General features: G+C 72.7%; 21 protein-coding genes and 2 pseudogenes. 15 read left to right on the top strand and 8 right to left on the bottom strand.

Features of this window, described 5'->3' with window-relative positions; translation table 11 throughout:
- Nucleotides 1–18: 18 nt before the first annotated feature.
- Genes B9S58_RS06955 through B9S58_RS06940 form a run of 4 tightly spaced genes read left to right on the top strand, consistent with a single transcriptional unit; the run spans nucleotide 19 to nucleotide 5,685 of the window.
- Nucleotides 19–1,698 (top strand): cobyric acid synthase, encoded by a 1,680-nt coding sequence (locus B9S58_RS06955; protein WP_103531242.1) that lies wholly within the window; start codon nucleotides 19–21, stop codon nucleotides 1,696–1,698.
- On the top strand, nucleotides 1,695–3,743 hold the full coding sequence (locus tag B9S58_RS06950; protein ID WP_103531241.1) for a putative cobaltochelatase: 2,049 nt from the start codon (nucleotides 1,695–1,697) through the stop codon (nucleotides 3,741–3,743). Before B9S58_RS06955 ends, B9S58_RS06950 begins: the two co-directional genes overlap by 4 nt.
- A complete protein-coding gene (gene cobO / locus B9S58_RS06945) occupies nucleotides 3,743–4,342 on the top strand; it encodes a cob(I)yrinic acid a,c-diamide adenosyltransferase (protein WP_075267032.1) in 600 nt (199 codons plus the stop codon). Before B9S58_RS06950 ends, cobO begins: the two co-directional genes overlap by 1 nt.
- The gene (locus B9S58_RS06940) at nucleotides 4,336–5,685 is read left to right on the top strand and encodes a cobyrinate a,c-diamide synthase (protein WP_103531240.1); all 1,350 of its coding nucleotides are present in this window, start codon (nucleotides 4,336–4,338) and stop codon (nucleotides 5,683–5,685) included. Before cobO ends, B9S58_RS06940 begins: the two co-directional genes overlap by 7 nt.
- Nucleotides 5,686–5,719: 34 nt before the next feature.
- Here B9S58_RS06940 and B9S58_RS06935 read toward each other — a convergent pair whose 3' ends face one another.
- A complete protein-coding gene (locus B9S58_RS06935) occupies nucleotides 5,720–6,451 on the bottom strand; it encodes a ZIP family metal transporter (RefSeq protein WP_103531239.1) in 732 nt (243 codons plus the stop codon).
- A gap of 196 nt (nucleotides 6,452–6,647) precedes the next feature.
- On the opposite strand from B9S58_RS06935, the gene cobC reads away from it, so the two are divergent.
- Nucleotides 6,648–8,249, top strand: a complete 1,602-nt coding sequence (gene cobC / locus B9S58_RS06930; protein ID WP_103531238.1) for an Rv2231c family pyridoxal phosphate-dependent protein CobC — start codon at nucleotides 6,648–6,650, stop codon at nucleotides 8,247–8,249.
- A 60-nt stretch (nucleotides 8,250–8,309) separates the two neighbouring features.
- Here cobC and B9S58_RS06925 read toward each other — a convergent pair whose 3' ends face one another.
- Together B9S58_RS06925 and B9S58_RS06920 are read right to left on the bottom strand one after the other, a co-directional pair.
- On the bottom strand, nucleotides 8,310–9,317 hold the full coding sequence (locus B9S58_RS06925) for an SCO1860 family LAETG-anchored protein (RefSeq protein ID WP_103531237.1): 1,008 nt from the start codon (nucleotides 9,315–9,317) through the stop codon (nucleotides 8,310–8,312).
- Between the two features lie 313 nt (nucleotides 9,318–9,630).
- On the bottom strand, nucleotides 9,631–10,731 hold the full coding sequence (locus B9S58_RS06920; protein WP_103531236.1) for an amidohydrolase family protein: 1,101 nt from the start codon (nucleotides 10,729–10,731) through the stop codon (nucleotides 9,631–9,633).
- Nucleotides 10,732–10,849: 118 nt separating this feature from the next.
- Here B9S58_RS06920 and B9S58_RS06915 point away from each other — a divergent pair, with 118 nt between their 5' ends.
- From B9S58_RS06915 to B9S58_RS06890, 6 genes are all read left to right on the top strand, one after another.
- Nucleotides 10,850–11,956, top strand: a complete 1,107-nt coding sequence (locus B9S58_RS06915) for an alanine--glyoxylate aminotransferase family protein (protein WP_103531235.1) — start codon at nucleotides 10,850–10,852, stop codon at nucleotides 11,954–11,956.
- A 309-nt stretch (nucleotides 11,957–12,265) separates the two neighbouring features.
- Nucleotides 12,266–12,796: a diaminobutyrate acetyltransferase gene (gene ectA / locus B9S58_RS06910; protein WP_103531234.1), complete on the top strand. Its 531-nt coding sequence runs from the start codon at nucleotides 12,266–12,268 to the stop codon at nucleotides 12,794–12,796.
- 157 nt (nucleotides 12,797–12,953) lie between these two features.
- Nucleotides 12,954–14,216: a diaminobutyrate--2-oxoglutarate transaminase gene (gene ectB / locus B9S58_RS06905; protein WP_103531233.1), complete on the top strand. Its 1,263-nt coding sequence runs from the start codon at nucleotides 12,954–12,956 to the stop codon at nucleotides 14,214–14,216.
- Between the two features lie 90 nt (nucleotides 14,217–14,306).
- A complete protein-coding gene (locus B9S58_RS06900) occupies nucleotides 14,307–14,705 on the top strand; it encodes an ectoine synthase (RefSeq protein WP_103531232.1) in 399 nt (132 codons plus the stop codon).
- A 3-nt stretch (nucleotides 14,706–14,708) separates the two neighbouring features.
- The gene (thpD, locus tag B9S58_RS06895; protein WP_103531231.1) at nucleotides 14,709–15,602 is read left to right on the top strand and encodes an ectoine hydroxylase; all 894 of its coding nucleotides are present in this window, start codon (nucleotides 14,709–14,711) and stop codon (nucleotides 15,600–15,602) included.
- Between the two features lie 100 nt (nucleotides 15,603–15,702).
- The gene (locus tag B9S58_RS06890; protein ID WP_103531230.1) at nucleotides 15,703–16,737 is read left to right on the top strand and encodes a VOC family protein; all 1,035 of its coding nucleotides are present in this window, start codon (nucleotides 15,703–15,705) and stop codon (nucleotides 16,735–16,737) included.
- Here the strand turns inward: B9S58_RS06890 and B9S58_RS06885 are convergent.
- The 5 genes and pseudogenes from B9S58_RS06885 to B9S58_RS06865 all read right to left on the bottom strand — a co-directional run.
- Nucleotides 16,713–16,904 (bottom strand): annotated as a pseudogene (locus tag B9S58_RS06885) (alkene reductase); the annotation flags it as partial. The gene B9S58_RS06890 and the pseudogene B9S58_RS06885 overlap by 25 nt on opposite strands.
- Nucleotides 16,905–16,969: 65 nt before the next feature.
- On the bottom strand, nucleotides 16,970–18,028 hold the full coding sequence (locus B9S58_RS06880) for an aminotransferase class V-fold PLP-dependent enzyme (RefSeq protein ID WP_103531229.1): 1,059 nt from the start codon (nucleotides 18,026–18,028) through the stop codon (nucleotides 16,970–16,972).
- A gap of 102 nt (nucleotides 18,029–18,130) precedes the next feature.
- Nucleotides 18,131–18,847, bottom strand: coding sequence for a DsbA family oxidoreductase (locus B9S58_RS06875; protein ID WP_103531228.1), 717 nt, complete (start codon nucleotides 18,845–18,847; stop codon nucleotides 18,131–18,133).
- Nucleotides 18,848–19,014: 167 nt separating this feature from the next.
- Nucleotides 19,015–19,626, bottom strand: coding sequence for a DUF1349 domain-containing protein (locus B9S58_RS06870; protein WP_103531227.1), 612 nt, complete (start codon nucleotides 19,624–19,626; stop codon nucleotides 19,015–19,017).
- Complete coding sequence (locus tag B9S58_RS06865; protein ID WP_103531226.1) at nucleotides 19,623–21,143, bottom strand: aldehyde dehydrogenase family protein; 1,521 nt, start codon at nucleotides 21,141–21,143, stop codon at nucleotides 19,623–19,625. The genes B9S58_RS06870 and B9S58_RS06865 overlap by 4 nt, the downstream gene beginning before the upstream one ends.
- Nucleotides 21,144–21,379: 236 nt before the next feature.
- Here B9S58_RS06865 and B9S58_RS06860 point away from each other — a divergent pair, with 236 nt between their 5' ends.
- From B9S58_RS06860 to B9S58_RS38795, 4 genes and pseudogenes are all read left to right on the top strand, one after another.
- Nucleotides 21,380–22,150: an IclR family transcriptional regulator gene (locus B9S58_RS06860; protein ID WP_103531225.1), complete on the top strand. Its 771-nt coding sequence runs from the start codon at nucleotides 21,380–21,382 to the stop codon at nucleotides 22,148–22,150.
- On the top strand, nucleotides 22,150–22,629 hold the full coding sequence (locus tag B9S58_RS06855) for a GNAT family N-acetyltransferase (RefSeq protein ID WP_103531224.1): 480 nt from the start codon (nucleotides 22,150–22,152) through the stop codon (nucleotides 22,627–22,629). The genes B9S58_RS06860 and B9S58_RS06855 overlap by 1 nt, the downstream gene beginning before the upstream one ends.
- Nucleotides 22,630–22,721: 92 nt before the next feature.
- Nucleotides 22,722–23,843, top strand: a complete 1,122-nt coding sequence (locus B9S58_RS06850) for a hypothetical protein (RefSeq protein WP_374935658.1) — start codon at nucleotides 22,722–22,724, stop codon at nucleotides 23,841–23,843.
- Nucleotides 23,840–24,446 (top strand): annotated as a pseudogene (locus B9S58_RS38795) (histidine kinase); the annotation flags it as partial. The gene B9S58_RS06850 and the pseudogene B9S58_RS38795, both read left to right, overlap by 4 nt.

Below are 24,446 nucleotides of genomic sequence, written 5' to 3'. Positions count from 1 at the left end.
ACGGGAACGGGAGCGGGCATGAGCGGCGGACTGCTGGTCGCGGGAACCACATCGGACGCGGGCAAGAGCGTCGTCACGGCGGGCATCTGCCGGTGGCTGGTGCGCCGGGGCGTGAAGGTCGCCCCGTTCAAGGCGCAGAACATGTCCCTGAACTCCTTCGTGACCCGACAGGGCGCGGAGATCGGGCGGGCGCAGGCAATGCAGGCGCAGGCCGCCCGGGTGGAGCCGACGGCGCTGATGAACCCGGTGCTGCTGAAGCCCGGCGGCGACCGGTCCAGCCAGGTGGTCCTGATGGGGAGGCCGGTCGGCGAGATGAGCGCCCGGGGGTACCACGGGGGCCGTCAGGAGACGCTGCTCGGGACGGTGACGGACTGCCTGGAGCAGCTGCGGGCCACGTACGACGCGGTCATCTGCGAAGGGGCCGGATCCCCGGCCGAGATCAATCTGCGGCGCACGGACATCGTGAACATGGGAATCGCGCGGGCCGCGAAGTTCCCCGTCCTGGTGGTCGGGGACATCGACCGGGGCGGGGTCTTCGCGTCGTTCTTCGGGACGACGGCGCTGCTGGGCCCCGAGGACCAGGCGCTGGTCGCGGGCTACCTGGTGAACAAGTTCCGGGGCGACGTCTCGCTGCTGGAGCCGGGCCTGGACATGCTGTACGGGCTGACCGGGCGGCGGACGTACGGCGTGCTGCCGTTCGCCCACGGGCTCGGCATCGACGAGGAGGACGGCCTGCGGGTGTCCCTGCGGGGTGCGGTGCGGGAGTCGGCCGTGGCTCCCCCGCACGGCGAGGACGTGCTGCGGGTGGCGGTCTGCGCGGTGCCGCTGATGTCGAACTTCACGGACGTGGACGCGCTGGCCGCCGAACCGGGCGTCGTCGTGCGGTTCGTGGACCGGGCGGACGAGCTGGCCGACGCGGACCTGGTGATCGTGCCCGGGACGCGCGGCACGGTGAAGGCGCTGGCCTGGCTGCGCGAGCGGGGCCTCGCGGACGCGCTGGTGCGGCGGGCGGCGGAGGGCCGGCCGGTGCTGGGGATCTGCGGCGGGTTCCAGGTGCTCGGCGAGCGGATCGAGGACGAGGTGGAGTCCCGGGCGGGTCTCGTGGACGGGCTGGGGCTCCTTCCCGTACGCATCCGGTTCGACCGGGCCAAGACGCTGGCGCGGCCGGTCGGTTCGGCGCTGGGCGAGCCGGTGGAGGGGTACGAGATCCACCACGGGGTGGCCGATGTGCGGGGCGGCGAGCCGTTCCTCGACGGGTGCCGGGTGGGGGCCGTGTGGGGGACGCACTGGCACGGGTCGCTGGAGAGCGACGCGTTCCGGCGGCGGTTCCTGGTGGAGGTGGCCCAGGCCGCTGGGCGGCGGTTCGTGCCGGCGCCGGACACGAGTTTCGGGGCGCTGCGGGAGGAGCAGCTGGACCGGCTGGGGGATCTGGTGGAGGAGCACGCCGACACGGACGCGTTGTGGCGGTTGATCGAGGGGGGCGCGCCTGCGGGGTTGCCGTTCGTGCCGCCGGGGGCGCCTTCGGTGCCGGGTTCAAAGTCAGGTGCGGGTGCTCCGGAGAGCCCGGGTGCTGCCCAGGCACCCGCTCCTCAATCGCCGGAGGGGCTTGAAACGGCTCACCCGGAGGCGCTTGGAGAAGCCCGGAAGCCAGACGGGCTTGATTGTGCTGTTGTTCGTGTCGACCAGGAGGCCAAGTGAGTACGCCGTATCCCTTCACCGCGATCGTCGGGCAGGACGACCTGCGGCTCGGGCTGTTGCTGAACGCGGTCAGTCCGGCTGTCGGCGGGGTGCTCGTGCGGGGCGAGAAGGGGACCGCCAAGTCCACCGCCGTCCGCGCGCTGGCCGCCCTCATGCCCGAGGTCTCCGTCGTGCCCGGGTGCCGGTTCTCCTGTGACCCGGTCTCCCCCGATCCGGCGTGTCCTGATGGGCCGCACGCGGGGGCGGCCGGTGTGTCGCGGGCCGCGCGGACCGTGGAGCTGCCCGTCGGCGCGTCCGAGGACCGGCTCGTGGGGGCGCTGGACATCGAGCGGGCACTCTCGGAGGGCGTGAAGGCGTTCGAGCCGGGGCTGCTCGCCGACGCGCACCGCGGCATCCTGTACGTCGACGAGGTCAACCTGCTCCACGACCACCTGGTGGACCTGCTCCTGGACGCGGCGGCCATGGGTGCCTCGTACGTCGAGCGCGAGGGCGTCTCCGTACGGCATGCGGCACGGTTCCTGCTGGTCGGGACGATGAACCCGGAGGAGGGCGAGCTGCGGCCGCAGTTGCTGGACCGGTTCGGGCTGACCGTCGAGGTGGCCGCGTCCCGGGACACCGACGAGCGGGTCGAGGTCGTGCGGCGCAGGCTCGCGTACGACGACGACCCCGAGGGCTTCGCCGCCCGCTGGGCCGACGAGGAGTCGGCGCTGCGGGAGCGGATCGCAGCCGCGCGCGCCCTGCTGCCCCGCGTCGTGCTGGGCGACGGCGTGTTGCGGCAGATCGCCGCGACCTGCGCCGCGTTCGAGGTCGACGGGATGCGGGCCGACATCGTGATGGCGCGTACCGCGACCGCGCTGGCCGCCTGGGTGGGGCGCGAGGAGGTCACCGCCGACGACGTGCGGCAGGCCGCGCTCCTCGCGCTCCCCCACCGGCGTCGACGCAACCCCTTCGACGCGCCCGGCCTGGACGAGGACAAGCTCGACCAGACCCTGGACGAGGCCGACCCGCCGAAGCAGGAGCAGGAGCAGGGAGGGAGCGGCGACGATGACCTGCCCGACCCCGATCCCGACGGGCCCGGGCCGGACGGCGGCGGCGGCGGCGGCAACGACGGTGGCGGTGGCGGTGTGCCGCCTCAGGGTGGTGCGAGCGACACGCCGTCGCAGACGCCGGACGGCACTCCCGACGCGCCCGGCCGGTCCGCCGGGGCCGAGCAGCAGCCGGTGGCGTCCGCCGAGCCGTTCCGGACGAAGATGCTCAGCGTGCCGGGGCTCGGCGAGGGTGCTGCGGGGCGACGCTCCAGGGCCCGTACCGAGCACGGGCGTACGACCGGCGCGCGCCGCCCGCAGGGATCGCTGACCAAGCTGCACCTGGCCGCGACCGTGCAGGCCGCCGCCCCGCACCAGCGGGCGCGCGGGCGCTCCGGGCGGGGGCTCGTGGTGCGCCGGGACGATCTGCGGCAGGCGACCCGGGAGGGGCGTGAGGGCAACCTCGTGCTGTTCGTCGTGGACGCCTCCGGGTCGATGGCGGCCCGGCAGCGGATGAGCGCGGTCAAGGGGGCGGTGCTGTCGCTGCTGCTGGACGCCTACCAGCGGCGGGACAAGGTCGGTCTGGTCACCTTCCGGGGGAAGGAGGCGGAGGTGGCGCTGCCGCCGACCTCGTCCGTGGACGCGGCGGCGTCGCGACTGGAGTCGCTGCCGACCGGGGGCCGTACACCGCTCGCCGCCGGGCTGCTGAAGGCCCATGACGTGCTGCGGGTGGAGCGGCTGCGCGACCCGTCGCGGCGGCCGCTGCTCGTCGTGATCACGGACGGCCGGGCGACCGGCGGTCCGGAGCCGGTCGCGCTCGCGGGGCGGGCCGGACGGCTGCACCGCTCGGAGGGGACGGCCTCGGTCGTCGTGGACTGCGAGTCGGGGTACGTACGCCTCGGTCTCGCCGGGGAACTCGCCCGGGAACTGGGAGGCACCGCCGTCACGCTCGACGAGCTGCGGGCCGACTCGATCGCCGGGCTCGTCAAGGACGTCACCGCAGCCGGGAGGGCCGCTTAATGCCGCAGGGACAGCCGACGACAGTGCCGGACGACGGGCTCACCACCCGTCAGCGGCGGAACCGCCCGCTCCTGTTCGTCCACACGGGCATCGGGAAGGGCAAGTCGACGGCGGCTTTCGGGCTCGCGCTGCGGGCCTGGAACCAGGGGTGGCCGATCGGGGTGTTCCAGTTCGTGAAGTCGGCGAAGTGGAAGGTCGGCGAGGAGAACGCGCTGAAGGTGCTGGGCGCGAGCGGCGAGGGCGGCACCGTCGACTGGCACAAGATGGGCGAGGGCTGGTCCTGGGTCCAGCGCGACGGTCAGCTCGACAACGAGGAGAAGGCACGCGAGGGCTGGGAGCAGGTCAAGCGCGACCTGGCGGCCGAGACGTACAAGCTGTACGTGCTCGACGAGTTCGCCTACCCGATGCACTGGGGCTGGATCGACACGGACGAGGTCGTCGAGGTGATGCGGAACCGGCCCGGCACCCAGCACGTGGTGATCACCGGACGCAACGCGCCCGACAAGCTCGTCGAGGCCGCCGACCTGGTGACCGACATGTCGAAGGTCAAGCACCCGATGGACGCGGGGCAGAAGGGCCAGAGGGGCATCGAGTGGTGACTGTGCCCCGTCTGGTCATCGCCGCTCCGGCCTCCGGCAGCGGCAAGACCACCGTCGCCACCGGCCTGATGGCCGCCTTCGCCGCGCGCGGGCTCGCCGTCTCGCCGCACAAGGTGGGGCCGGACTACATCGATCCGGGCTACCACTCGCTGGCGACGGGACGCCCCGGCCGCAATCTCGACGGGTACATGTGCGGGACGGACCTCATCGCCCCGTTGTTCGCGCACGGGTCGGCGGGGTGCGACCTCGCCGTGGTCGAGGGCGTGATGGGGCTGTACGACGGCGCCTCGGGGCAGGGTGAGCTGGCGTCCACCGCGCAGGTGGCCAAGCTGCTCAGGGCGCCCGTGGTGCTGGTGGTGGACGCCTCTTCGCAGTCGCGGTCGGTGGCGGCCCTGGTGCACGGGTTCGCCTCCTGGGACCCGCAGGTCCGGATCGGCGGGGTGATCCTGAACAAGGTGGCCTCCGACCGTCACGAGGCACTGCTGCGGGACGCGTTGGACGAGTCCGGCCTGCCGGTGCTGGGCGTGCTGCGGCGGGCCCCACAGGTGGCGACGCCCTCGAGGCACCTGGGTCTGGTGCCGGTGGCCGAGCGGGGGTCCGAAACGGTGGACGCCGTGGCGGCGATGGGCGAGCGGGTACGCGCCGGGTGCGACCTGGACGCGCTGATGGCGCTGGCCCGGACCGCACCCGCCCTGTCGGACGAGGCGTGGGAGCCCGCGCACGTACCCGTGCGGGGGCCACGTCCCGTCGTCGCCGTGGCGGGCGGGGCGGCGTTCACCTTCGCTTACGCGGAGCACGCCGAGCTGCTGACGGCGGCCGGTGCGGAGGTCGTGACCTTCGATCCGTTGCGGGACGAGAAGCTGCCGGCGGGTACGGCGGGGCTCGTGATCGGCGGCGGGTTCCCGGAGATGTACGCCCCCGAGCTGTCGGCGAACGAGCCGTTGCGGCGGGCGGTCACGGAGTTGGCCCTGAGCGGCGCCCCGGTGGCGGCCGAGTGCGCGGGGCTGCTGTATCTGGCGCGGGAGCTGGACGGGCGGCCGATGTGCGGGGTGCTGGACGCCGACGCCCGGATGTCCGAGCGACTCACGCTCGGGTACCGGCAGGCGGTGGCGGTCTCGGACAGTGCGCTGGCGGTGGCGGGGACCAGGATGCGCGGTCATGAGTTCCACCGCACGGTGCTGGAGCCGGGGGCCGGGACCACGCCGGCCTGGGGCATGCACCAGCCGGAGCGGCGGGTCGAGGGGTACGTCCAGCGGGGTGTGCACGCGAGCTATCTGCATACCCACTGGGCCGCGTCGCCCTCGGTGGCCCGGCGGTTCGTCGAGCACTGCCGGGCGCGGTGAAGCGTGCACAAGCGCACGGGGGCGTACGCGCGGCTCACTCGGCGATGCCGACGACCAGCCAGATGAAGCCCACGCCCCCGATGGTGCAGAGAAGGGTGGAGCGGGCTGGATGGGTGTGGTGCGCCTCGGGAAGGATCTCCGCAGCGGCCAGGTAGAGGAGCGCTCCGCCGAAGAAGCCGAGATAGCCGCCGAGCAGTTCCTCCGGAAGGGTGAACAGCAGCGTCGTCGCGGCGCCCACGACCGGCGCCGCGGAAGCCGCGAACAGCATCAGGAGCGCCTTGCGGCGGGCGTTCCCGTAAAGACTGGTGAGGGTGTACGTGTTGAATCCGTCGGCGAAGTCATGACTGATCACCGCCAGCGCGACGGCAACGCCCATGGAGCCGCTGACCTGGAACGCGGCGCCGAGTGCGACGCCGTCCATGAAGCTGTGCCCGACCATCGCGGCGGCCGCCGTGAGCCCCACCTGCGGTACGCGGTCACCGTGGGTGCCGCTCGCCCCGTGTGCCACCTGGCGTACGGCGAGCAGCCGCTCGACCAGATGGGCCGCCAGGAAGCCGCCGACGAACAGCAGCAGGGCGGCGGGCACCCCGAACACCGGAGTGCCCGCGGCCTCGATCGCCTCCGGCAGGAGGTCGAGTCCGACCACGCCGAGCATCAGCCCGCCCGCGAAGCCGAGCACCAGGTGACGGCGGTCGGTGACGCGTTGGGCGACCCAGCCGCCGGCCAGAGTCATCAGGAACGCGCCGAGCGCGACGAACACCGCCATGGGCCCTTGCTAGCCGATCGAGCCCTCCCTCCGCATCTCAGGGTGTCCTTACCGGCGGATCCCCATGCCTGTTTCCGCGCCCGTTCCCGCGCCCGTTCCCGTGTCCGCGCCCGTTCCCGTGTCCGTATACGGAGCGGCCGTGCCCGCTCCTCCCCCGTACCACCGAGATGTTGACCTGAAAGGTAGGACTCCGCCGATGACCGGAGCATCCGTCAGCCCCGGACCGGAGTCCGGCGCCCGTAGTCTGGTGGTGGGGGTCGGCGCGCGCCGCGGCGCCTGTGGTGATGTGGTGTTCGCCCTGATCGAGGCGGTGCTGAGCGGGGCGGGGCTGGACGCGGCGGACGTGCTGGAGGTGGCGACGGTCGATGCCAAGGGGGACGAGCCGGGGATCGTGGGGGCGGCGGCCCGGCTGGGGGTGCCGGTGCGGACCCATCCGGCCGGGGCGCTGGCCGCGGTCCGCGTGCCGCACCCCTCGGGCGCGGTGGGTACGGCGGTGGGGACTTCGTCCGTCGCGGAGGCGGCGGCGCTGATCGAGGCGGACGAGCTGGTGGTGCCGAAGACCCGCGCCCCGGGCGGGAACGCCGCGTCCAAGGGGGTGGCGACCTGCGCGGTGGCCCGCCGGCTGCCGGCCGTCGCCGGGACCTTCGGTGTTTCCGGGAGGAAAAATTCCACCTCACCGGTGACGGCGGGCTCCCGCCCGTTCACCATGGCTGCCATGAATCCCCCCACTCAGAACGTCGAGAGCGCCGGGCCCGACCTGCGCCACCACGGCGACGCGGAGGTGCGCGGCGAGAATCTGACCGATCTCGCCGTGAACGTCCGTACCCACACTCCCCCGGAGTGGCTGCGCGAGCGGATAGCCGCGTCGCTCACCTCGCTGGCCACCTATCCGGACGGGTCCTCCGCCCGCACCGCGGTCGCCGGCCGGCACGGGCTGCCGGTGGAGCGGGTGCTGCTGACCGCGGGCGCGGCCGAGGCGTTCGTCCTGATCGCCCGGGCTCTTCCGGCCCGGTGTCCGGTCGTGGTGCATCCGCAGTTCACCGAACCGGAGGCGGCCCTCCGGGCGGCCGGGCACGGGGTGGGGCGGGTGCTGCTGCGCGAGGAGGACGGCTTCCGGCTCGATCCGGCGGCGGTGCCCGAGGAGGCGGACCTCGTGGTGATCGGCAATCCGACGAACCCGACGTCCGTGCTGCACCCGGCGGCACTGCTGGAGCGGCTGGCCAGACCGGGACGGACGCTGGTGGTCGACGAGGCGTTCATGGACGTCGTGCCGAGCGAACGCGAGGCGCTGTGCGGGCGGACGGACATCCCGGGGCTCGTGGTGCTGCGCAGCCTCACCAAGACATGGGGGCTCGCCGGGCTGCGGATCGGTTATGCCCTGGCCGCTCCGGAGACCGTGGCGCTGCTCGCCGAGGCGCAGCCGCTGTGGCCGGTGTCGTCCCCGGCACTGGCGGCGGCGGAGGCGTGCATGGAGCCGCGGGCGCTGGTGGAGGCGGCCGAGGCTGCGGACCGGATCACGGTGGACCGGGCTCACCTGCTCGCCGGACTGGCCGAGTTCAGCGAGGTGGAGGCGGTGGAGACGGCCCGGGGGCCGTTCGTCCTGGTGCGTCTGGAGCGGGCGGCGGAGGTCCGGGAGCGGCTGCGGCTGCTGGGCTTCGCGGCCCGGCGGGGGGACACCTTCCCGGGTCTGGGGCCGCAGTGGCTGCGGCTCGCGGTCCGCGACCGGGCCACGACCAACCGTTTCCTCCAGGCCCTGGACCAGGCCGTGCAGGCGCTGCCCGCGAGATCGTGGCGCTGAGGAGCGAGTCACGAGGAGGGGGCGGCGTTCGTCGTACGAACCGCCGCCCCCTGACACGTATCAGATCTGGCTGCTGCCGCGCCTGCGCGCCAGCACCGTCGCACCCGCGCCGACGGCCAGCAGCAGGGCCGCTCCGCCCGCGAGGTACGGAGTGGTGGAGCTGCCGCCGGTCTCGGCGAGGTTCGCCTCGGTGGGGGCGGTGCCGGTGTCGGAGCCGGTCTGCGTCTTCACGTCGCCGCCACTCCCGCCGTCGTCGCCCTGGTCACCGCCGCTGTCGCCGCCCGTGGAGCCACCGTCGGTGGAACCGCCTGTGGAGCCGCCGTCCGTGGAGCCCGGCTTCTCGGGTGTCTTCGGATCCTTCGGGGTCTCGCAGGTCGCCTCGGCGAGGGTGACCTCGCCCTCCACCTCGGCGACGTTGAGCTTCAGCGGGTTGACCGACACCTTGAGCCGGAGCGCCGTCGCGGCCGCCGTGCGCTCGGTGGTGACCGTCTTGGACAGGTCGAGGGAGACCTCGCCGACACCCGGCACCGACACCTGGGTCGGTCCGCCAGCGGTGAGCGTCACCTTCTTGCCGAGGACCGAGACATGGCCGAGCACGTTCGACTCGGCGACGGGCTTCCCGCCGGTTTCGCAGACCGCCTTGGAGGTGACCTTCTCGACCTCGATGAGCGAGAGCAGAGGCAGTCCGGGCACATGGATCCGGGCCTTCGCCAGATGGGTACGGCCCTCGGCCCTGTGCTCGTCGACGGTGGCGTTCGCGGTGGCCACGTCGGCGCGCAGGATGCTGACCGGGCGTCCGCCCTCCACTCCGTCCACGTCCACGGTGAGCGCGGTCTTCTCGGCCCCGGCCGGGGCCTGCACCTCGTTGAGCGTGGCCTTGAGAGGCACCTGGACGGACTTGTTGAGGAGCGAGACGTCGAGCCCGGTACGGAGCACGACCGCGCTCGCCCTGCCCTCGCCGCCGGTGGTGGGTGTCGCCGGGGCTGCGTGCGCGGGGACGGCGGCAAGCAGAGCGACCGGGGCGGCGGCGACCGCCAGGGCGGCGAAACGGAAGGTGTTGCTGTTCAAGATGGTGGAACCCCCACAAGAGACATGGAGCCACCGGCACAGTCCAATGGGGGACATCGCCCGTGCCGGTGGCCTCGACTCCGTGAATCTTTACGCACTGAGGGTGAACTGGTGGATACCTGGCGTGAGTTCACCCCAAAGGGGGGTTTCCGCGCGCATATTCGAATCTTTCGGCACGTGCGTTCCCTGGTTTCACCCGTTTCACACGGCGCGGGCCGAACGGTGTGCTACTGCGCCGGAGTGTGCGCAGAAGTGCATCAACGAGCCGGACACCGGATCCGTCACTGCTCGTCAACACAGCACCACGCCACTCTCAGCCGATCACCCGCCCGTTCAGCACGATGTGCCGAGGAGCCGCCAGCACCCGGACGTCCGCGCGCGGGTCCTCGTCGTACACGACCAGATCCGCCGGGGCACCCTCCTCCAGCACCGGCCGTCCCAGCCAGCGCCTGGCCCCCCACGCGGTGGCGGAGAGTGCCTCCAGCGGCGGGATGCCCGCCTTGACCAACTCGGCCACCTCGCCCGCGACCAGGCCGTGCGCCAGGGAGCCGCCCGCGTCGGTGCCCACGTAGACCGGGATCCCGGCGTCGTACGCGGCGCGCACGGTGTCGTAGCGGCGTTCGTACAGCTTCCGCATATGGGCCGACCAGCGCGGGAACTTGGCCTCGCCGCCCGCCGCTAGGTCGGGGAAGGTGGCGATGTTGACCAGCGTAGGCACGATCGCGACCCCGCGTTCGGCGAAGAGCGGAATGGTCTCCTCGGTGAGGCCCGTGGCGTGCTCGATGCAGTCGATGCCCGCCTCCACCAGGTCGGTGAGCGACTCCTCGGCGAAGCAGTGCGCGGTGACCCGGGCGCCGAGCCGGTGCGCCTCGGCGATGGCGGCCTCGACCTCGCCGCGCGGCCAGCAGGCGGTCAGGTCCCCGGCGTCGCGGTCGATCCAGTCCCCCACCAGCTTGACCCACCCGTCCCCGTGCCGGGCCTCCCGGGCCACGTACGCGACGAGGTCGCCGGGCTCGATCTCATGGGCGTAGTTACGGATGTAGCGGCGGGTCCTGGCGATGTGCCGGCCGGCCCTAATGATCTTCGGCAGGTCCTCCCGGTCGTCGACCCACCGGGTGTCGGAGGGTGATCCGGCGTCCCGGATCAGCAGCGTTCCGGCCTCCCGGTCAGAGAGGGCCTGCTTCTCGGCGGTCGCCGCGTCGACCGGGCCGTGCCGGTCCAGGCCCACATGGCAGTGCGCGTCGACCAGCCCGGGCAGCGCCCAGCCGGTGACCGTCACCGCGTGGTCGGCACCGGGTGGCCGCTCGTAGGTGATCCGCCCGTCCACGGCCCACAGTTCGTCCCGCACCTCGTCCGGGCCGACGAGCACCCGGCCCCTCACCCACAGCACCCGATGTTCCTCCCGATCACTCATATGCGGCACTGTACGAGGCCGTCGGTAGGCTGCGAGGAGGGCGTCGGCCGCGGGCAGGACCGCCGCCCGGCCGCCGAAGGACCCGCCCGACCACCGAACCCGAAGAGAGCACCGAACCGTGACACACCCCTTCCTCGACCTCCCCCCGCTCACCGCCGACCGCTTCGCGGCGATCGAGCGGCGCGTGGCCCGGCTCCTCGCCACGGAGCAGGACGTCGTCATCACCCAGGGCGAGGCGCTGCTGCCGCTGGAGGGCTGCATCCGCGGCGGCGCGCGGCCCGGCTCGACCGCGCTGAACGTGGTCACGGGCCCCTACGGGCAGACCTTCGGCAACTGGCTGCGGGACTGCGGCGCGCAGGTCGTCGACCTCACGGTGCCCTTCCACACGGCGGTGACCGCCGACCAGGTCGCCGAGGCGCTCGCCGAGCACCCGGAGATCGACTTCGTCTCGCTGGTGCACGCCGAGGCGGCGACCGGCAACACCAACCCGGTCGCGGAGATCGGCGAGGTGGTCCGGGCGCACGGCGCGCTGTTCATGCTGGACGCGGTCGCCTCGGTGGGCGCCGAGCCGCTGCTGCCGGACGCCTGGGGCGTCGACCTGTGCGTGATCGGCGCGCAGAAGGCCATGGGCGGGCCTGCCGGGGTGTCGGCGGTGTCGGTGAGCGCGCGGGCCTGGGAGCGGATCGCCGCCAATCCGGCCGCCCCGCGCCGCTCCTACCTCTCCCTGCTGGACTGGAAGGAGCGCTGGATCGACGGCGGCCGCACGGCGCTGCCGCACGCCCCGGCGCAGCTGGAGATGCTGGGCCTGGACGCGTGCCTGGAGCGGATCGAGGCCGAGGGCCCGGAGACGGTGATGGCCCGCCACGCCTCGGCCGCCGCGGCGACCCGGGCGGGTGCGGTGGCGCTGGGCGGCGGTCTGGAGCCGTACGTCCATGACGCGCGGGACGCCGCTCCGGTGGCCACGACACTGCGCGCCCCGGCGGGGACCGACGCCGCCACGCTGGTCGCGCGGGCGCTGGCGGCGGACCCCTCGCTCCCGCTCGTCGCGGGCGGTGGGGCGCTGTCCAAGGAGATGATCCGGGTCAATCACTACGGGGCGGATGCGACGCGGGACGCGGTGCTGTCCTCGCTCGCGGCTCTGGGAGCGGCGCTGACCGACGCGGGCCGGCGGCTCGATATCGAAGGGGCCCGCAGGGCCGTTTCGGAAACCTGGCCGGGCCGCTGATATTCATCACGCGGGGAGCTACTTTACGAAAACAGCTCCCCGCATTCTTCTGCCCGCTTTCCCGAACCCTAAACGCAGAAGTTTTATCGGGCCTCGAACTTCGTGATTCGGACACGCCTTCCACGAGAGTTACAACCCTGTGACCGACTCCACACAGTCGGCATTATGCCCGAAAAATTCTGGACAAAGAGCATGAAACCATACCAGGATTATGGCGGATCTCGCGCACGCCTGATAACACAGACGGGCGCTTCACCCAACCCTTCGCCTCGATGCAATTTGGAAATTTGCTGGGTAAATTCAATTCACATGACCGCCGCACCAGCAGATTTTGCCCGTGCCCGAAGCGAATTCCTCAGTATCGATGCCCCACGAGTGGAGGACGGAGCCGCGATCTGGCGCATAGCCCGCGACTCCCAGGTCCTGGACCTGAACTCCTCGTACAGCTACCTGCTGTGGTGCCGTGACTTCGCCGCGACCTCCGCCGTCGCCCGTGGCGAGAACGGCGAGCCCATCGCCTTCGTGACGGGCTACCTCAGGCCCGACCGCCCCCAGACCCTCGTCGTCTGGCAGGTGGCCGTCGACCAGGCCCACCGGGGCAAGGGACTGGCCGCCACTCTGCTGGACGCGCTGACCGCCCGGGTCGCCGCCGGCCAGGGCCTGTCGTCCGTGGAGACGACGATCACGCCGGACAACACCGCGTCCGACCGGCTGTTCACGTCCTACGCCCAGCGCCACGACGTCGCGCTGGAGCAGGAGGTGCTCTTCGAGGGCGAGCTGTTCCCCGAAGGGACGCACCTGCCCGAGGTGCTCTACCGGATAGGCCCGTTCGCCACCTGAGCCGCCCCGGCCAGCACCCCCGGCGTACCCGACCCGTACGCCAGGAATCCCCCGACTTTTCGCGCCGGCCGACCACCCGGCGCGGTCCCGGCCGCATCCGTGCGGCGGGGAGCACTCGACCACCGCCCGTCACACCCCCTCACGCAGGAGATCCGCTGTGACCATCACCCCGCCCGCACTGAGCGTCTTCGAGACCCTGGAGTCCGAGGTACGGAGCTACTGCCGCGGCTGGCCCGCCGTGTTCGACCGCGCGCAGGGCGCCCGGCTGACCGACGAGGACGGCCACTCCTACCTGGACTTCTTCGCCGGGGCCGGCTCCCTGAACTACGGCCACAACAACCCGGTGCTGAAACGCGCGCTGATCGACTACATCGAGCGCGACGGCATCACCCACGGCCTGGACATGGCCACCACCGCCAAGCGCGCGTTCCTGGAGACGTTCCAGAACGTGATCCTGCGCCCGCGCGACCTGCCGTACAAGGTGATGTTCCCCGGCCCGACCGGCACCAACGCCGTCGAGTCGGCGCTGAAGCTGGCCCGTAAGGTCAAGGGCCGCGAGTCCGTCGTCTCGTTCACCAACGCCTTCCACGGCATGTCGCTGGGCTCGCTCGCCGTCACCGGCAACGCGTTCAAGCGGGCCGGCGCCGGGATCCCGCTGGTGCACGGCACCCCGATGCCGTTCGACAACTACTTCGACGGCACGGTCCCCGACTTCCTGTGGTTCGAGCGGCTGCTGGAGGACCAGGGCTCCGGCCTGAACAAGCCCGCCGCCGTGATCGTGGAGACGATCCAGGGCGAGGGCGGCATCAACGTCGCCCGGCCCGAGTGGCTGCGCGCGCTGCGAGAGCTGTGCGACCGCCAGGACATGCTGCTGATCGTCGACGACATCCAGATGGGCTGCGGCCGTACCGGCGGCTTCTTCTCCTTCGAGGAGGCCGGCGTCGTCCCGGACATCGTCACGCTGTCGAAGTCCATCAGCGGCTACGGCATGCCGATGGCGCTGTGCCTGTTCAAGCCGGAGCTGGACATCTGGGAGCCGGGCGAGCACAACGGCACCTTCCGCGGCAACAACCCGGCCTTCGTCACGGCCGCCGCCGCGCTGGACGCCTACTGGGCGGACGGCCAGATGGAGAAGCAGACCATGGCCCGCGGCGAACAGGTCGAGCAGACCCTGCTGGCCATCTGCGCCGAGGAGCCGACCGCGCAGTTCCGCGGCCGGGGCCTGGTGTGGGGCATGGAGTTCCAGGACCCGGCGCGCGCCTCGGCGGTCTGCGCCCGCGCCTTCGAGCTGGGGCTTCTGCTGGAGACCTCCGGCCCGCAGAGCGAGGTCGTCAAGCTGCTGCCGCCGCTGACCGTCACCACCGAAGAACTGGACGAGGGCCTGCGCACGCTGGCCCGCTGCGTCCGCGAGACGGCCTGACCCGGCACTGCCGGGACAGGCGCGGAAGAAGAGGTCCCGGGCCGCGAGGCCCGGGACCCTGTGGAGAGAAGAGAAAGGCAACCGCTCACCGTGATCGTCCGATCGTTCAGTGACATCGAGAACACCGACCGGCATGTGAAGTCCGCGTCCGGCACCTGGGAGAGCAAGCGCATCGTGCTCGCCAAGGAGAAGGTGGGCTTCTCGCTCCACGAGACCGTGCTGTACGCGGGCACGGAGACCTCGATGTGGTACGCGAACCACATCGAGGCGGTGCTGTGCACCGAGGGCGAGGCCGAGCTCACCAACGACGAGACCGGCGAGAAGCACTGGATCACGCCCGGCACGATGTACCTGCTGGACGGGCATGAGAAGCACACCATGCGCCCCAAGACCGACTTCCGCTGCGTGTGCGTCTTCAATCCCCCCGTCACCGGACGGGAGGACCATGACGAGAACGGTGTCTACCCACTGCTGACCGAGGAGGGCTGAACCATGACCACCGAAGTACGCGCCGATCTGTACCCCTCGCGCGGCGCCGCCGAGATGACCACTCCCCGCCAGGACCCGGTCATCTGGTCCGCGCCGGGCGCACCGGGCCCGATCGCCGCCAAGGACCTCCAGGGATACGAGCACGACGGCTTCCTCACCGTCGACCAGCTGATCACCCCGGACGAGGTCGCCGTCTACCGGGCGGAGCTGAACCGGCTGATCTCCGACCCGGCGATCCGCGCCGACGAGCGCTCGATCGTCGAGAAGCAGTCGCAGAACGTGCGGTCCGTCTTCGAGGTCCACCGGATCAGTGAGGTCTTCGCCGCACTGGTCCGCGACGAGAGGGTGGTGGGACGCGCCCGCCAGATCCTCGGCTCGGACGTGTACGTCCACCAGTCCCGGATCAATGTGAAGCCGGGCTTCGGGGCCTCGGGCTTCTACTGGCACTCGGACTTCGAGACGTGGCACGCCGAGGACGGGCTGCCGAACATGCGGACCGTCTCCGTGTCGATCGCCCTCACCGAGAACTTCGACACCAACGGCGGGCTGATGATCATGCCCGGTTCGCACAAGTCGTTCCTCGGCTGTGCGGGCGAGACGCCGACGGACAACTACAAGAAGTCGCTCCAGATGCAGGACGCCGGCACCCCGTCCGACGAGGCTCTGACGAAGATGGCCGACCGCCACGGCATCAAGCTCTTCACGGGCAAGGCCGGTTCGGCGACCTGGTTCGACTGCAACGCCATGCACGGCTCGGGCGACAACATCACCCCGTACGCACGCAGCAACGTCTTCATCGTCTTCAACAGCGTGGAGAACGCGGCGCAGGAGCCCTTCGCGGCTCCGATCCGCCGCCCCGAGTTCATCGGGGCGCGGGACTTCACCCCGGTGAAGTAGCGGTACGCGCAGGCGAGTCGGGGCCGGGACGGTACGCCGTCCCGGCCCTTCGCGCGTAACTCGCTGGACCGGGGCGGGCTCAGCGGAGAAGGTGTCCGCCATGACTTCCCACGTACGCCACATCACGATCGACTGCGCCGACGCCTACGCGCTCGGCGCCTTCTGGGCCCAAGTGCTCGGCGCGCCGCTCTCCGACGAGGACTTCCCCGGTGATCCGGAGGCGCTGGTCGAGGCCCCCGGCGCGGCGATCCTCTTCGTCCGGGTGGACGAGAAGAAGCAGACCAAGAACCGCGTCCATCTGGACATCCAGCCGCAGGACCGCTCCCGGGACGAGGAGGTCGAGCGGCTGCTCGCGCTCGGCGCGACCTTGGTGGGCGACCACCGCGGACCGAACGGGCGCGGCTGGGCGACGCTCGCCGGTCCCGAGGGCAACGAGTTCTGCGTGGAGTGCTCCGCCGCCGAGCGGGCGGCCCTGACCGGGACCCGGCTGCCGGTGACCGCCGACGACGTGACCTCGGCGGTGCGGCTCGCGGTGGACGTGCTGGCCGGGGCCCCGGCGGACCGCTGGGAGGCGCCCGCGGGGACCCTCACGTGGACCTGCTGGGAGACGGTGGAGCACCTGAGCGACGATCTGTTCGCGTACGCCGTGCAGTTGGGCCCGCGTACGCCTCCGCTGGATCGTGAAGTCCCCTACCGGTGGGCGCCCGAACGGCAGGGCGGGCCGTACAACGCGGTCTTCGCCGACCGTGGCGCCGGTCCCGCAGGGCTGCTGGCCACGCTGGATGCGAGCGGGGCGCTGCTGGACTCGATGGCGCGGACGACACCGCCGGAGGTGCGCTCGTACCACGGGTACGGGATCTCCGACCCGGAGGGCTTCGCCGCGATGGGAGTGGTGGAGACCCTGGTGCACACCCATGACCTCGCCGAGGGCCTGGGGCTGGACTGGTCGCCGTCCCCGGCGCTCTGCGACCGGGTGCTGGCCCGGCTCTTCCCGGACGCCCCGGCGGGCGGCGACCGGTGGACCGTCCTGCTGTGGGCCACCGGCCGCGCCGAGCTGCCGGGCCACCCGCGCCGCACGTCGTGGCGGTGGGACGGGCGGCCTTCGAGCGATCAGGCGGCGTCGAGCGCCGGGTAGTCGGTGCAGCCCTGGGCGTCGCCGCCGAAGAAGGTCGACGGGTCGGGGGTGTTGAACGGGTCGCCCGCCTTCAGCCGGGCGCGCAGGTCCGGGTCGGCGAGGAAGAGCGCCCCGTAGGAGATCAGGTCGGCGACGCCGCCGCCGATCACCGGGTGGTCGCCGGCTCCGCAGGAGACCGCGGACTGCCCCGACCGGCGCTGAGCCGCGCCGCGCCGAACCGCGCGAGAAGGTGTCAGGCCAGGAACTCCAGCACCCGGTCCACATCGGCCTCGGTGTTGTAGAGGTGGCAGGAGATCCGCAGATTCCCGGCCGGGGCCGAGACGGCGATACCGGCCTTCACCAGGTCGGTCTGACGATTCTCCAGCCCCGGCACGGAGACGATCGCCGACTCCCCGGGTACCGTCTCGTGACCCAGCTCGGCCAGCCCCGCGCGCAGTCGGGCCGCGAGCCCGGTGGCGTGTGCGTACAGGGCGTCGGCGCCGGCCTCCGCGAGCAGATCCAGGGAGTGCTCGGCCCCGTGGTACGAGAGGAAGGCGGGCGGCTCGTCGAAGCCGCGGGCGGTGGGGGCGATGCGCTTCAGCGGGCCGTAGTTACCGGCCCAGGGGGCGCCGGCGGAGACCCAGCCCGCGAAGAGGTGCGGCAGGGTGCCCTGCGCCTCCTCGGTGACAGTGAGGAACGACGTACCGCGCGGGCAGAGCAGGAACTTGTAGCCGCCGGTGACGGTGTAGTCGTACGCCCCGGCGTCCAGTGGGAACCAGCCCGCCGCCTGGGTGCCGTCCAGCAGGATCCGGGCCCCGTGCGCCGCGGCGGCCGCGCGGACGGCGGCGAGGTCGGCCACCCGGCCGTCGGCCGACTGCGCGGCGGAGAAGGCGACGAGGGCGGTCGAGGGGCGCACGGCCGCGGCGAGGTCCGCGAGCGGCGCGTACCGCATGCGCAGATCGCCGCGGAGCGCGAACGGGCTGACGACTGAGGAGAACTCACCCTCGGGGCAGAGAACTTCGGCGCCGGGCGGCAGCGAAGCGGCGATCAGGCCGACGTGGACGGTGACGGAGCTGCCGGTGGCGACCCGGTCCGGGTGGACCCCGGCGAGCCGGGCGAAGCCGGCCCGGGCGGCCTCCACCGCGTCGAAGCTGCCCGCCCCCACCCGGCGCCCCGCGGCGTTCTCGTCGGCCAGGGCCTTGACGGCGGCGATCGTCCGGCGGGGCAGCAGGCCCCAGCTGGAGGTGTTGAGGTAGGTGACCTCGGGCGCGAATTCGGCGGCTGCCGCTTGGATGGACGCAAGGATCGTCATACATCCACCCTGGAGCCCCCTTAACTCAAAGTCAATCGCGAAGAGTCAAGGGGTGAACCAAAGAAATGCTTATGGATGAAAGCTGGCGACCTCCGGGGGAGCTCAGCTCCGCGGAAGCTCGCAGGCGCCGTCCGCGTCGCAGGCCGCCGCGTCCCCGCCGACGGTGGTGAGGGCGGTGGCGGGACGGTCCTTCCAGGCCTGCTCCAGCGCTTGGACGAAGGCCTCGGAGGGCTGGCCGCCGGAGATCCCGTACCGCCGGTCGAAGACGAAGAACGGCACGGCGTTGGCGCCCAGTTCGGCCGCCTCGCGCTCGTCGGTGCGGACGTCGTCCGCGTACGCCTCGGGGTCGGCGAGCACCGTACGGGCCTCGTCGGCGTCGAGTCCGGCCTCGGCGCCGAGGGCGAGCAGCACCTCGTCGTCGAAGACGGAACGCTCCTCGGCGAAGTTCGCCCGGTAGGCGAGGGTCAGCAGCTCGTCCTGGCGGCCGCGGGCCTTGGCCAGGTGCAGCAGCCGGTGGAGGTCGAAGGTGCTGCCGTGGTCACGGCCCTCGGTGCGGTAGCCGAGCCCCTCGGCCTGCGCGTTGGCCGCGACGTTGGCCTCCATCGAGGCCGCTTCCTCGCGGCTGCGGCCGTACTTCTCGGCCAGCATGTCGATCACGAGCGCGGTGTCGCCCTTGGCCCGTGAGGGGTCGAGCTCGAAGGAGCGGTGCACCACCTCGACCTCGTCCCGGTGGGCGAACTCCGCGAGGCCCTTCTCGAAGCGGGCCTTGCCGATGTAGCACCACGGACAAGCGATGTCGCTCCAGATCTCGACGCGCATGACTCTTCTTCTCTCCAGGGGTCGCGGGGGTGTGCGGAGGGTTCCTCCGCAGATCGGGTCACCGGTGCGAACACCGAACCTGACCAGGTGATTCCCTCGACGCTCCCGCTTCCGCCCACGGGCTGGTCCGGCGGGCCGACCCCCGTTCCCTCTCACGTCGCCCCCCGTCACCGCCCGTCGCGCGGGTCCTCCACTCCCCCGGCCAGGAACGCGATCCGGTCGAAGACCGCGCCGCAGCCCTCGCCGGTGGGCGACTGCACCAGGAAGCCGGCGCGGGCGGCCGCCCGTTCCTCCTCGGTACCGAGGGTGAAGACGCGGACGAAGGTCCAGGTCTCGCCGTCGGCGGAGGCGTGGAAGGCGTAGGCGCTGCCCGTGCGGCTCAGCCGGAGCCAGCAGACGCCCTCCTCCACCACGAAGGCGTTGGCGTCGTCCGAGTGGCCCTGGGTGACGACGGTGCAGACGGTCGGGAGGTCCGCGGAGTGCTCCAGGCAGAGCTTGGCCCATTCCCGGTCCGCGACGTGGAGATACAGCGCCCCGGCGTCACCCGCCGAGACCAGCCCCGGGCGCACCCGGGCCACCAGCCGGAAGTCGCCCTCCCCCACCGCGCCGAGCAGCCGCGGGGCGTCGGAGGCCGGATCGAGGGAGTCGCCGGACGGGGGGACGAACAGGTCCTGGCCGGGTCCGGCCCGGCCGGTCAGTACACCGTCGGCGTGGGTCCAGCGTCCGTCGGGGCCCACTTCGTCCAGGGCGAAGGAGAGGGCGTCCAGGCGCAGGCTCATGCGCGGCGTCCGTCCACCCGGCGGGGCAGGCCCAGCGGGTTGTCCTCGCGGAGCTCCGGCGGGAGGAGCGCCTCGGGGGTGGACTGGTAGGTGACCGGGCGCAGCCAGCGCTCGATCGCCGTCGCGCCCACCGAGGTGGCGGTGGAGGTGGTGGCGGGGTAGGGGCCGCCGTGGTGCTGGGCGGGGGCGACGGCGACGCCGGTCGGCCAGCCGTTGACGAGAACGCGTCCCGCGAGCGGGGTGAGGGCGGCCAGCAGGCGCGCCGCGTCGGGGTCGGCGTCCTCGGTGGCGGTCTGGAGGGTGGCGGTGAGGTTCCCCGGCAGCCGGGCGAGGACGGCGGCGATCTCGTCGGCGGAGGCGTACCGGGCGATCACGGTGACCGGCCCGAAGCACTCCTCCAGCAGCGCGTCGTGCGGGCCCTCGGCGGTCAGCCGGGCGGCCGGCACGGTGAGGAAGCCGGCGGAGACGGTGTGCTCGCAGCCCGCGCCGGGGGTGACGGGGGCCCCGACCTCGGGCAGCGCGGCCCGCTCCCGTACGCCTGCGACGAAGGCGTCCCGCATGCGGTGGTCCAGCAGGACGCCGGAGCCGGTCTGGCTGACCGTCTCGGTGAGGGCCTTCAGGAGCTGGTCACCGGCGGCTCCCTCGGGGGCCAGGACGAAGCCGGGCTTGGTGCAGAACTGGCCGACGCCCAGGGTCATCGAGCCGCCGAGTCCCGCGCCGATCTCCCCGGCGCGCTCGGCGGCGGCCGCCCGGGTGACGACGACCGGGTTGAGGGAGCCGAGTTCGCCGTGGAAGGGGATGGGGGCGGGGCGGGCGGCCGCCGCGTCGAACAGGGCGCGTCCGCCGCGTACCGAGCCGGTGAAGCCCGCCGCGCTCACCAGCGGGTGGCGGATCAGCTCGACGCCCGCGTCGAGGCCGTGCACCAGGGTCAGGACGTCCTCGGGCAGCCCGGTGGCGGCGGCGGCGCGGCGGAGGACCGCGGCGCAGAGTTCGGAGGTGGCCGGGTGGTCGGGGTGCGCCTTGACGACCACCGGGCAGCCGGCCGCGAGCGCGCTGGCCGTGTCGCCGCCGGGGACGGAGAAGGCGAGCGGGAAGTTGCTGGCCGCGTAGACGGCGACGACCCCGAGCGGGATCTTGTAGCGGCGCAGATCGGGCCAGGGCGGGGTGCGGGAGCCGTCTTCGTGGTCGATGTGGACGTCGAGGTAGGCGCCTTCGTCGACGACTTCCGCGAAGGCCCTCAACTGAGCTGCCGTGCGGGCGAGTTCGCCGGTCAGCCGGGCCGGGCCGAGTGCGGTCTCCGCGTCGGCGGCCTCGATGACGCGCTCGCCGGACTCCGCCAGCAGCTCCGCCGCCGTCCGCAGGAACGCGGCGCGCGCCGCGCGGTCGGCGAGGGCGTCGCGGACGGCGTGGGCCGCCCGGACCGCTCGGTCCACCTCCTCGGCGGTGGCCTCCACGGCGACCTGCTCGCGCGGGTTCCCGGTTCGGGGGTCGACACTCCAGACTGGTGCTGCGCTCACGGTGATTCCCTCCCGTCTGTCGACCGTCTTCCGGCCGTCTCCCGGCCGTTTCGTGACGGTCTTCCGGCCGTCTGTGGCCGCACATCAGCACGTGTTCGGTATTCTGAACAGAGTTCCTGATCGTGAATGTCCTGGGACTCTATTTCCGGACGTTCCGTGTTGGCAATCGTGTGGTGGCGGGCTTTCGGACGACGATCCGGACGAAAGCCACAGAGCTGGAGAAGGGGGCGTGGGCGATGTCGGTCGCCGAGTCCGGTGGAGCACAGGTCAAGTCCGCGGTACGGACCGTGGAACTCCTCGAATACTTCGCGGGGCGGCCCGGCATGCACTCGCTGGCCGCCGTCCAGGAGGCGGTCGGCTACCCCAAGTCCAGCCTCTACATGCTGCTGCGCACCCTGGTGGAGCTGGGCTGGGTGGAGACGGACGCGACGGGCACCCGGTACGGGATCGGGGTGCGCGCCCTGCTGGTCGGCACGTCGTACATCGACGGCGACGAGGTCGTGGCCGCCGCCCGGCCCACCCTGGACCGGCTGTCCGACGACACCACGGAGACCATCCACCTGGCCCGCCTCGACGGGACCAACGTGGTCTACCTCGCCACCCGGCAGTCCCAGCACTATCTGCGCCCCTTCACCCGGGTCGGCCGCCGGCTGCCCGCGCACTCCACCTCGCTCGGCAAGGCGCTGCTGGCCACGCACAGCGACGAGCAGGTCCGCAAGATGCTCCCCGAGTCGCTGCCCGCGCTGACCGAGCACACCATCACGGACCGCGAGGAGCTCATCGGGGAACTGCGGTCGGTCCGCGAGCAGGGCTACGCGGTGGACCGCGAGGAGAACACCCTCGGCCTGCGCTGCTTCGGCGTCGCCATCCCGTACCGGACGCCCGCGCGCGACGCGATCAGCTGTTCGGTGCCGGTCGCCCGGCTCACCCCCGGGCACGAACAGACAGTGAAGGACGCCCTGCTCGACGCCCGGGACCGGCTCACCCTCGCTACCCGGCGGCTCTGATGACCGAGATCGCCCTGCGCCCGGTCCAGGACGGTGATCTGCCGCTGTTCTTCGCCTGGATGAGCGACCCGGAGGCGACCCGCGTCGCCGCTTTCACCCCCGAGGACCCCACCGACCGCGCCGCGTTCGACGCCCACTGGGCGCGGCTCCGCGCCGGATCCGGCGGGGTGGTGATGCGTACGGTCGTGGCCGACGGTGCGGTGGTGGGCCACGTCGGGGCGTACGGGGACCCCGGCGACCGCCAGGTCACGTACTGGATCGGCCGTGCGCACTGGGGCCGTGGACTGGCGACGGCCGCCCTGCGGGCGTTCCTCGACGAGACGCCCACGCGCCCGCTGCACGCGCGGGCGGCGGCCGACAACCTCGGCTCGCGCCGGGTGCTGGAGAAGTGCGGCTTCGTGGTGACCGGCGAGGACCGCGGGTTCGCCCGGGCCCGGGGCGAGGAGACCGACGAGGTGCTGGTGACGCTCCGGGGATAGGGCTTGGGCTGGGAGGCTCTCCCCCGCATGGCGGAGGCGGATCGTCGCCGGGCAGGACGTGCGGGGCACGGCCGGCGCGGGAGCCTGGAGCCATGACAGAGAACCGGCCCTCCGTAGCGCCCCTGCCCGTCCCGCACCGCGCCGGGACGAGCAGGACACCCTCGTACCGCACCACACCGCCCGAGACGCCCCCGTACCGCATCAGCAGGGCGCGGGTCGTGCTCCGGGCGGTCGCCATGGTGTCCTGTCTGCCCTACATCGCGCTCAAGATCGCCTGGATGGCGGGCAGTCGGCTCGGTATCCCGGACGGCAGCGCGCTGCTCGACGGCGGCACCGCGCTGCGCGTCGCCAACGGGGCCACGGTGCTGATGGACGGCGCCGTCATCGTCCTCGCTCTGCTGCTCACCCAGTCCTGGGGAAGGCGGGCGCCCGCCTGGCTGCTGGTGCTGCCGATGTGGGTGGCGAGTGGTCTGCTGCTGCCGATCATGACGGGTTTCCCGATCCAGATGGCCGTTCGGCTCTTCGGCGGTGGCAGCGGGCTGCCGGTCGGCGAGGGGAACTCCGAGGCGTTCCTGGACCCGTGGGTCTTCGGTGTCGTCTACGGCGGCTTCATCGTCCAGGGCCTCGCCCTCGGCAGCCTCTTCGCGCTGTACGCCAGGGAGCGCTGGGCCCATCTGTGGCAGGGGAGGCTGCGGGATCTGCCGGACGGCCCGACCACGCCCGCCCTGCGCGCGACCGCTGTCGCCGTCGCTCTGGCGGCCCTTCTCCCCGGCGTCACGCACCTGCTGTGGGTCTCCGGTTCGACCGCCGGGCTCAACCCGGTCCGGGCCGCGGCCCGCACCAGCGAGTTCTACGTCCTGGAAGTCGTCAGCCTGCTCTTCGTGGTGGCCACCGTCGTCGGGGTGCTCCTGCTCGCCTTCCGGCGTACCGGCCGTCTCTCCCTGCGGCTGCCGCTCGTCCTGGCCTGGGCCGGTTCGGCGGCGACGGCCTGCTGGGGCGGCTGGTTGAGCGTCGCCGGGCTGATCGGCGCGGGCGAAGCGGCGGACCGGCCGATGCCGGCGACGACGACGGTCTACGCTGTCCAGGTGCTGGCCGGGGCGCTCGTCGTGACACTTGGCGCGTACTTCTTCGCGGAGCGCGCGGCGGCTTCCGCGCTGCCCGCGGCCGCCGATGCCCCTGCCCCTGCCCTGTCGTCCGACAGCCGGGTGTCATGAGGGCGGTCGCCCCACTGTTCGGCCGGCGGGCGCGGCTGCGCTGGCTGCATCTGATCATCGGCGGCGCGCTGCTGATGCCGTACTTCCTGGTCAGCACGGTCCTGGTCGGCATGGCGAGCGGTGGGGAACAACTCTTCTCCTCGCTGCCCGCCCAGCTCGTCGCGTTCGCCCTCGCCCTGCCGATGGCGGCGGTCACCGGCTTCTTCGCCCTCGTCCGGCCGCTGTCCGTGGCCGCCGCCCGCGCCCTGTGCGGGGTCCCGCCCGCCCTGCTGGCCGACGGGCCCGCCCGGACCCGGCAGGCCCGGGTGCGTACTGCCGGCTGGTACACCCTGCATCTGGCGCTCGGCGGGATCGTCAGCGGGATCACCCTGGCACTGCCGCCGTTCGCGGTGGCGGTGGCCGCCCTGCCGTTCTTCGCGGGGCTGCGCGAGACCTGGATGTACGGCGGGCCCGATGCGTTGCGGGAGCCGTGGGCCCTGGCCTTCGCGCCGCTCGCCGGGCTTGCGATGCTGGTGGCGCTGGCGCTGGTCGCGGCCGTGGCCGGGGAGGTGCTGGCCCGGCGGGCGCCGGTGCTGCTGGGGCCGACGCCCGAGGACCGGCTGG

This window comes from Streptomyces sp. SM11 (assembly GCF_002910905.1).
Taxonomy (GTDB): Bacteria; Actinomycetota; Actinomycetes; order Streptomycetales; family Streptomycetaceae; genus Streptomyces.
Note: the sequence above shows the minus strand (reverse complement) of the source record. Positions and strands in the feature narration are given on the sequence as shown.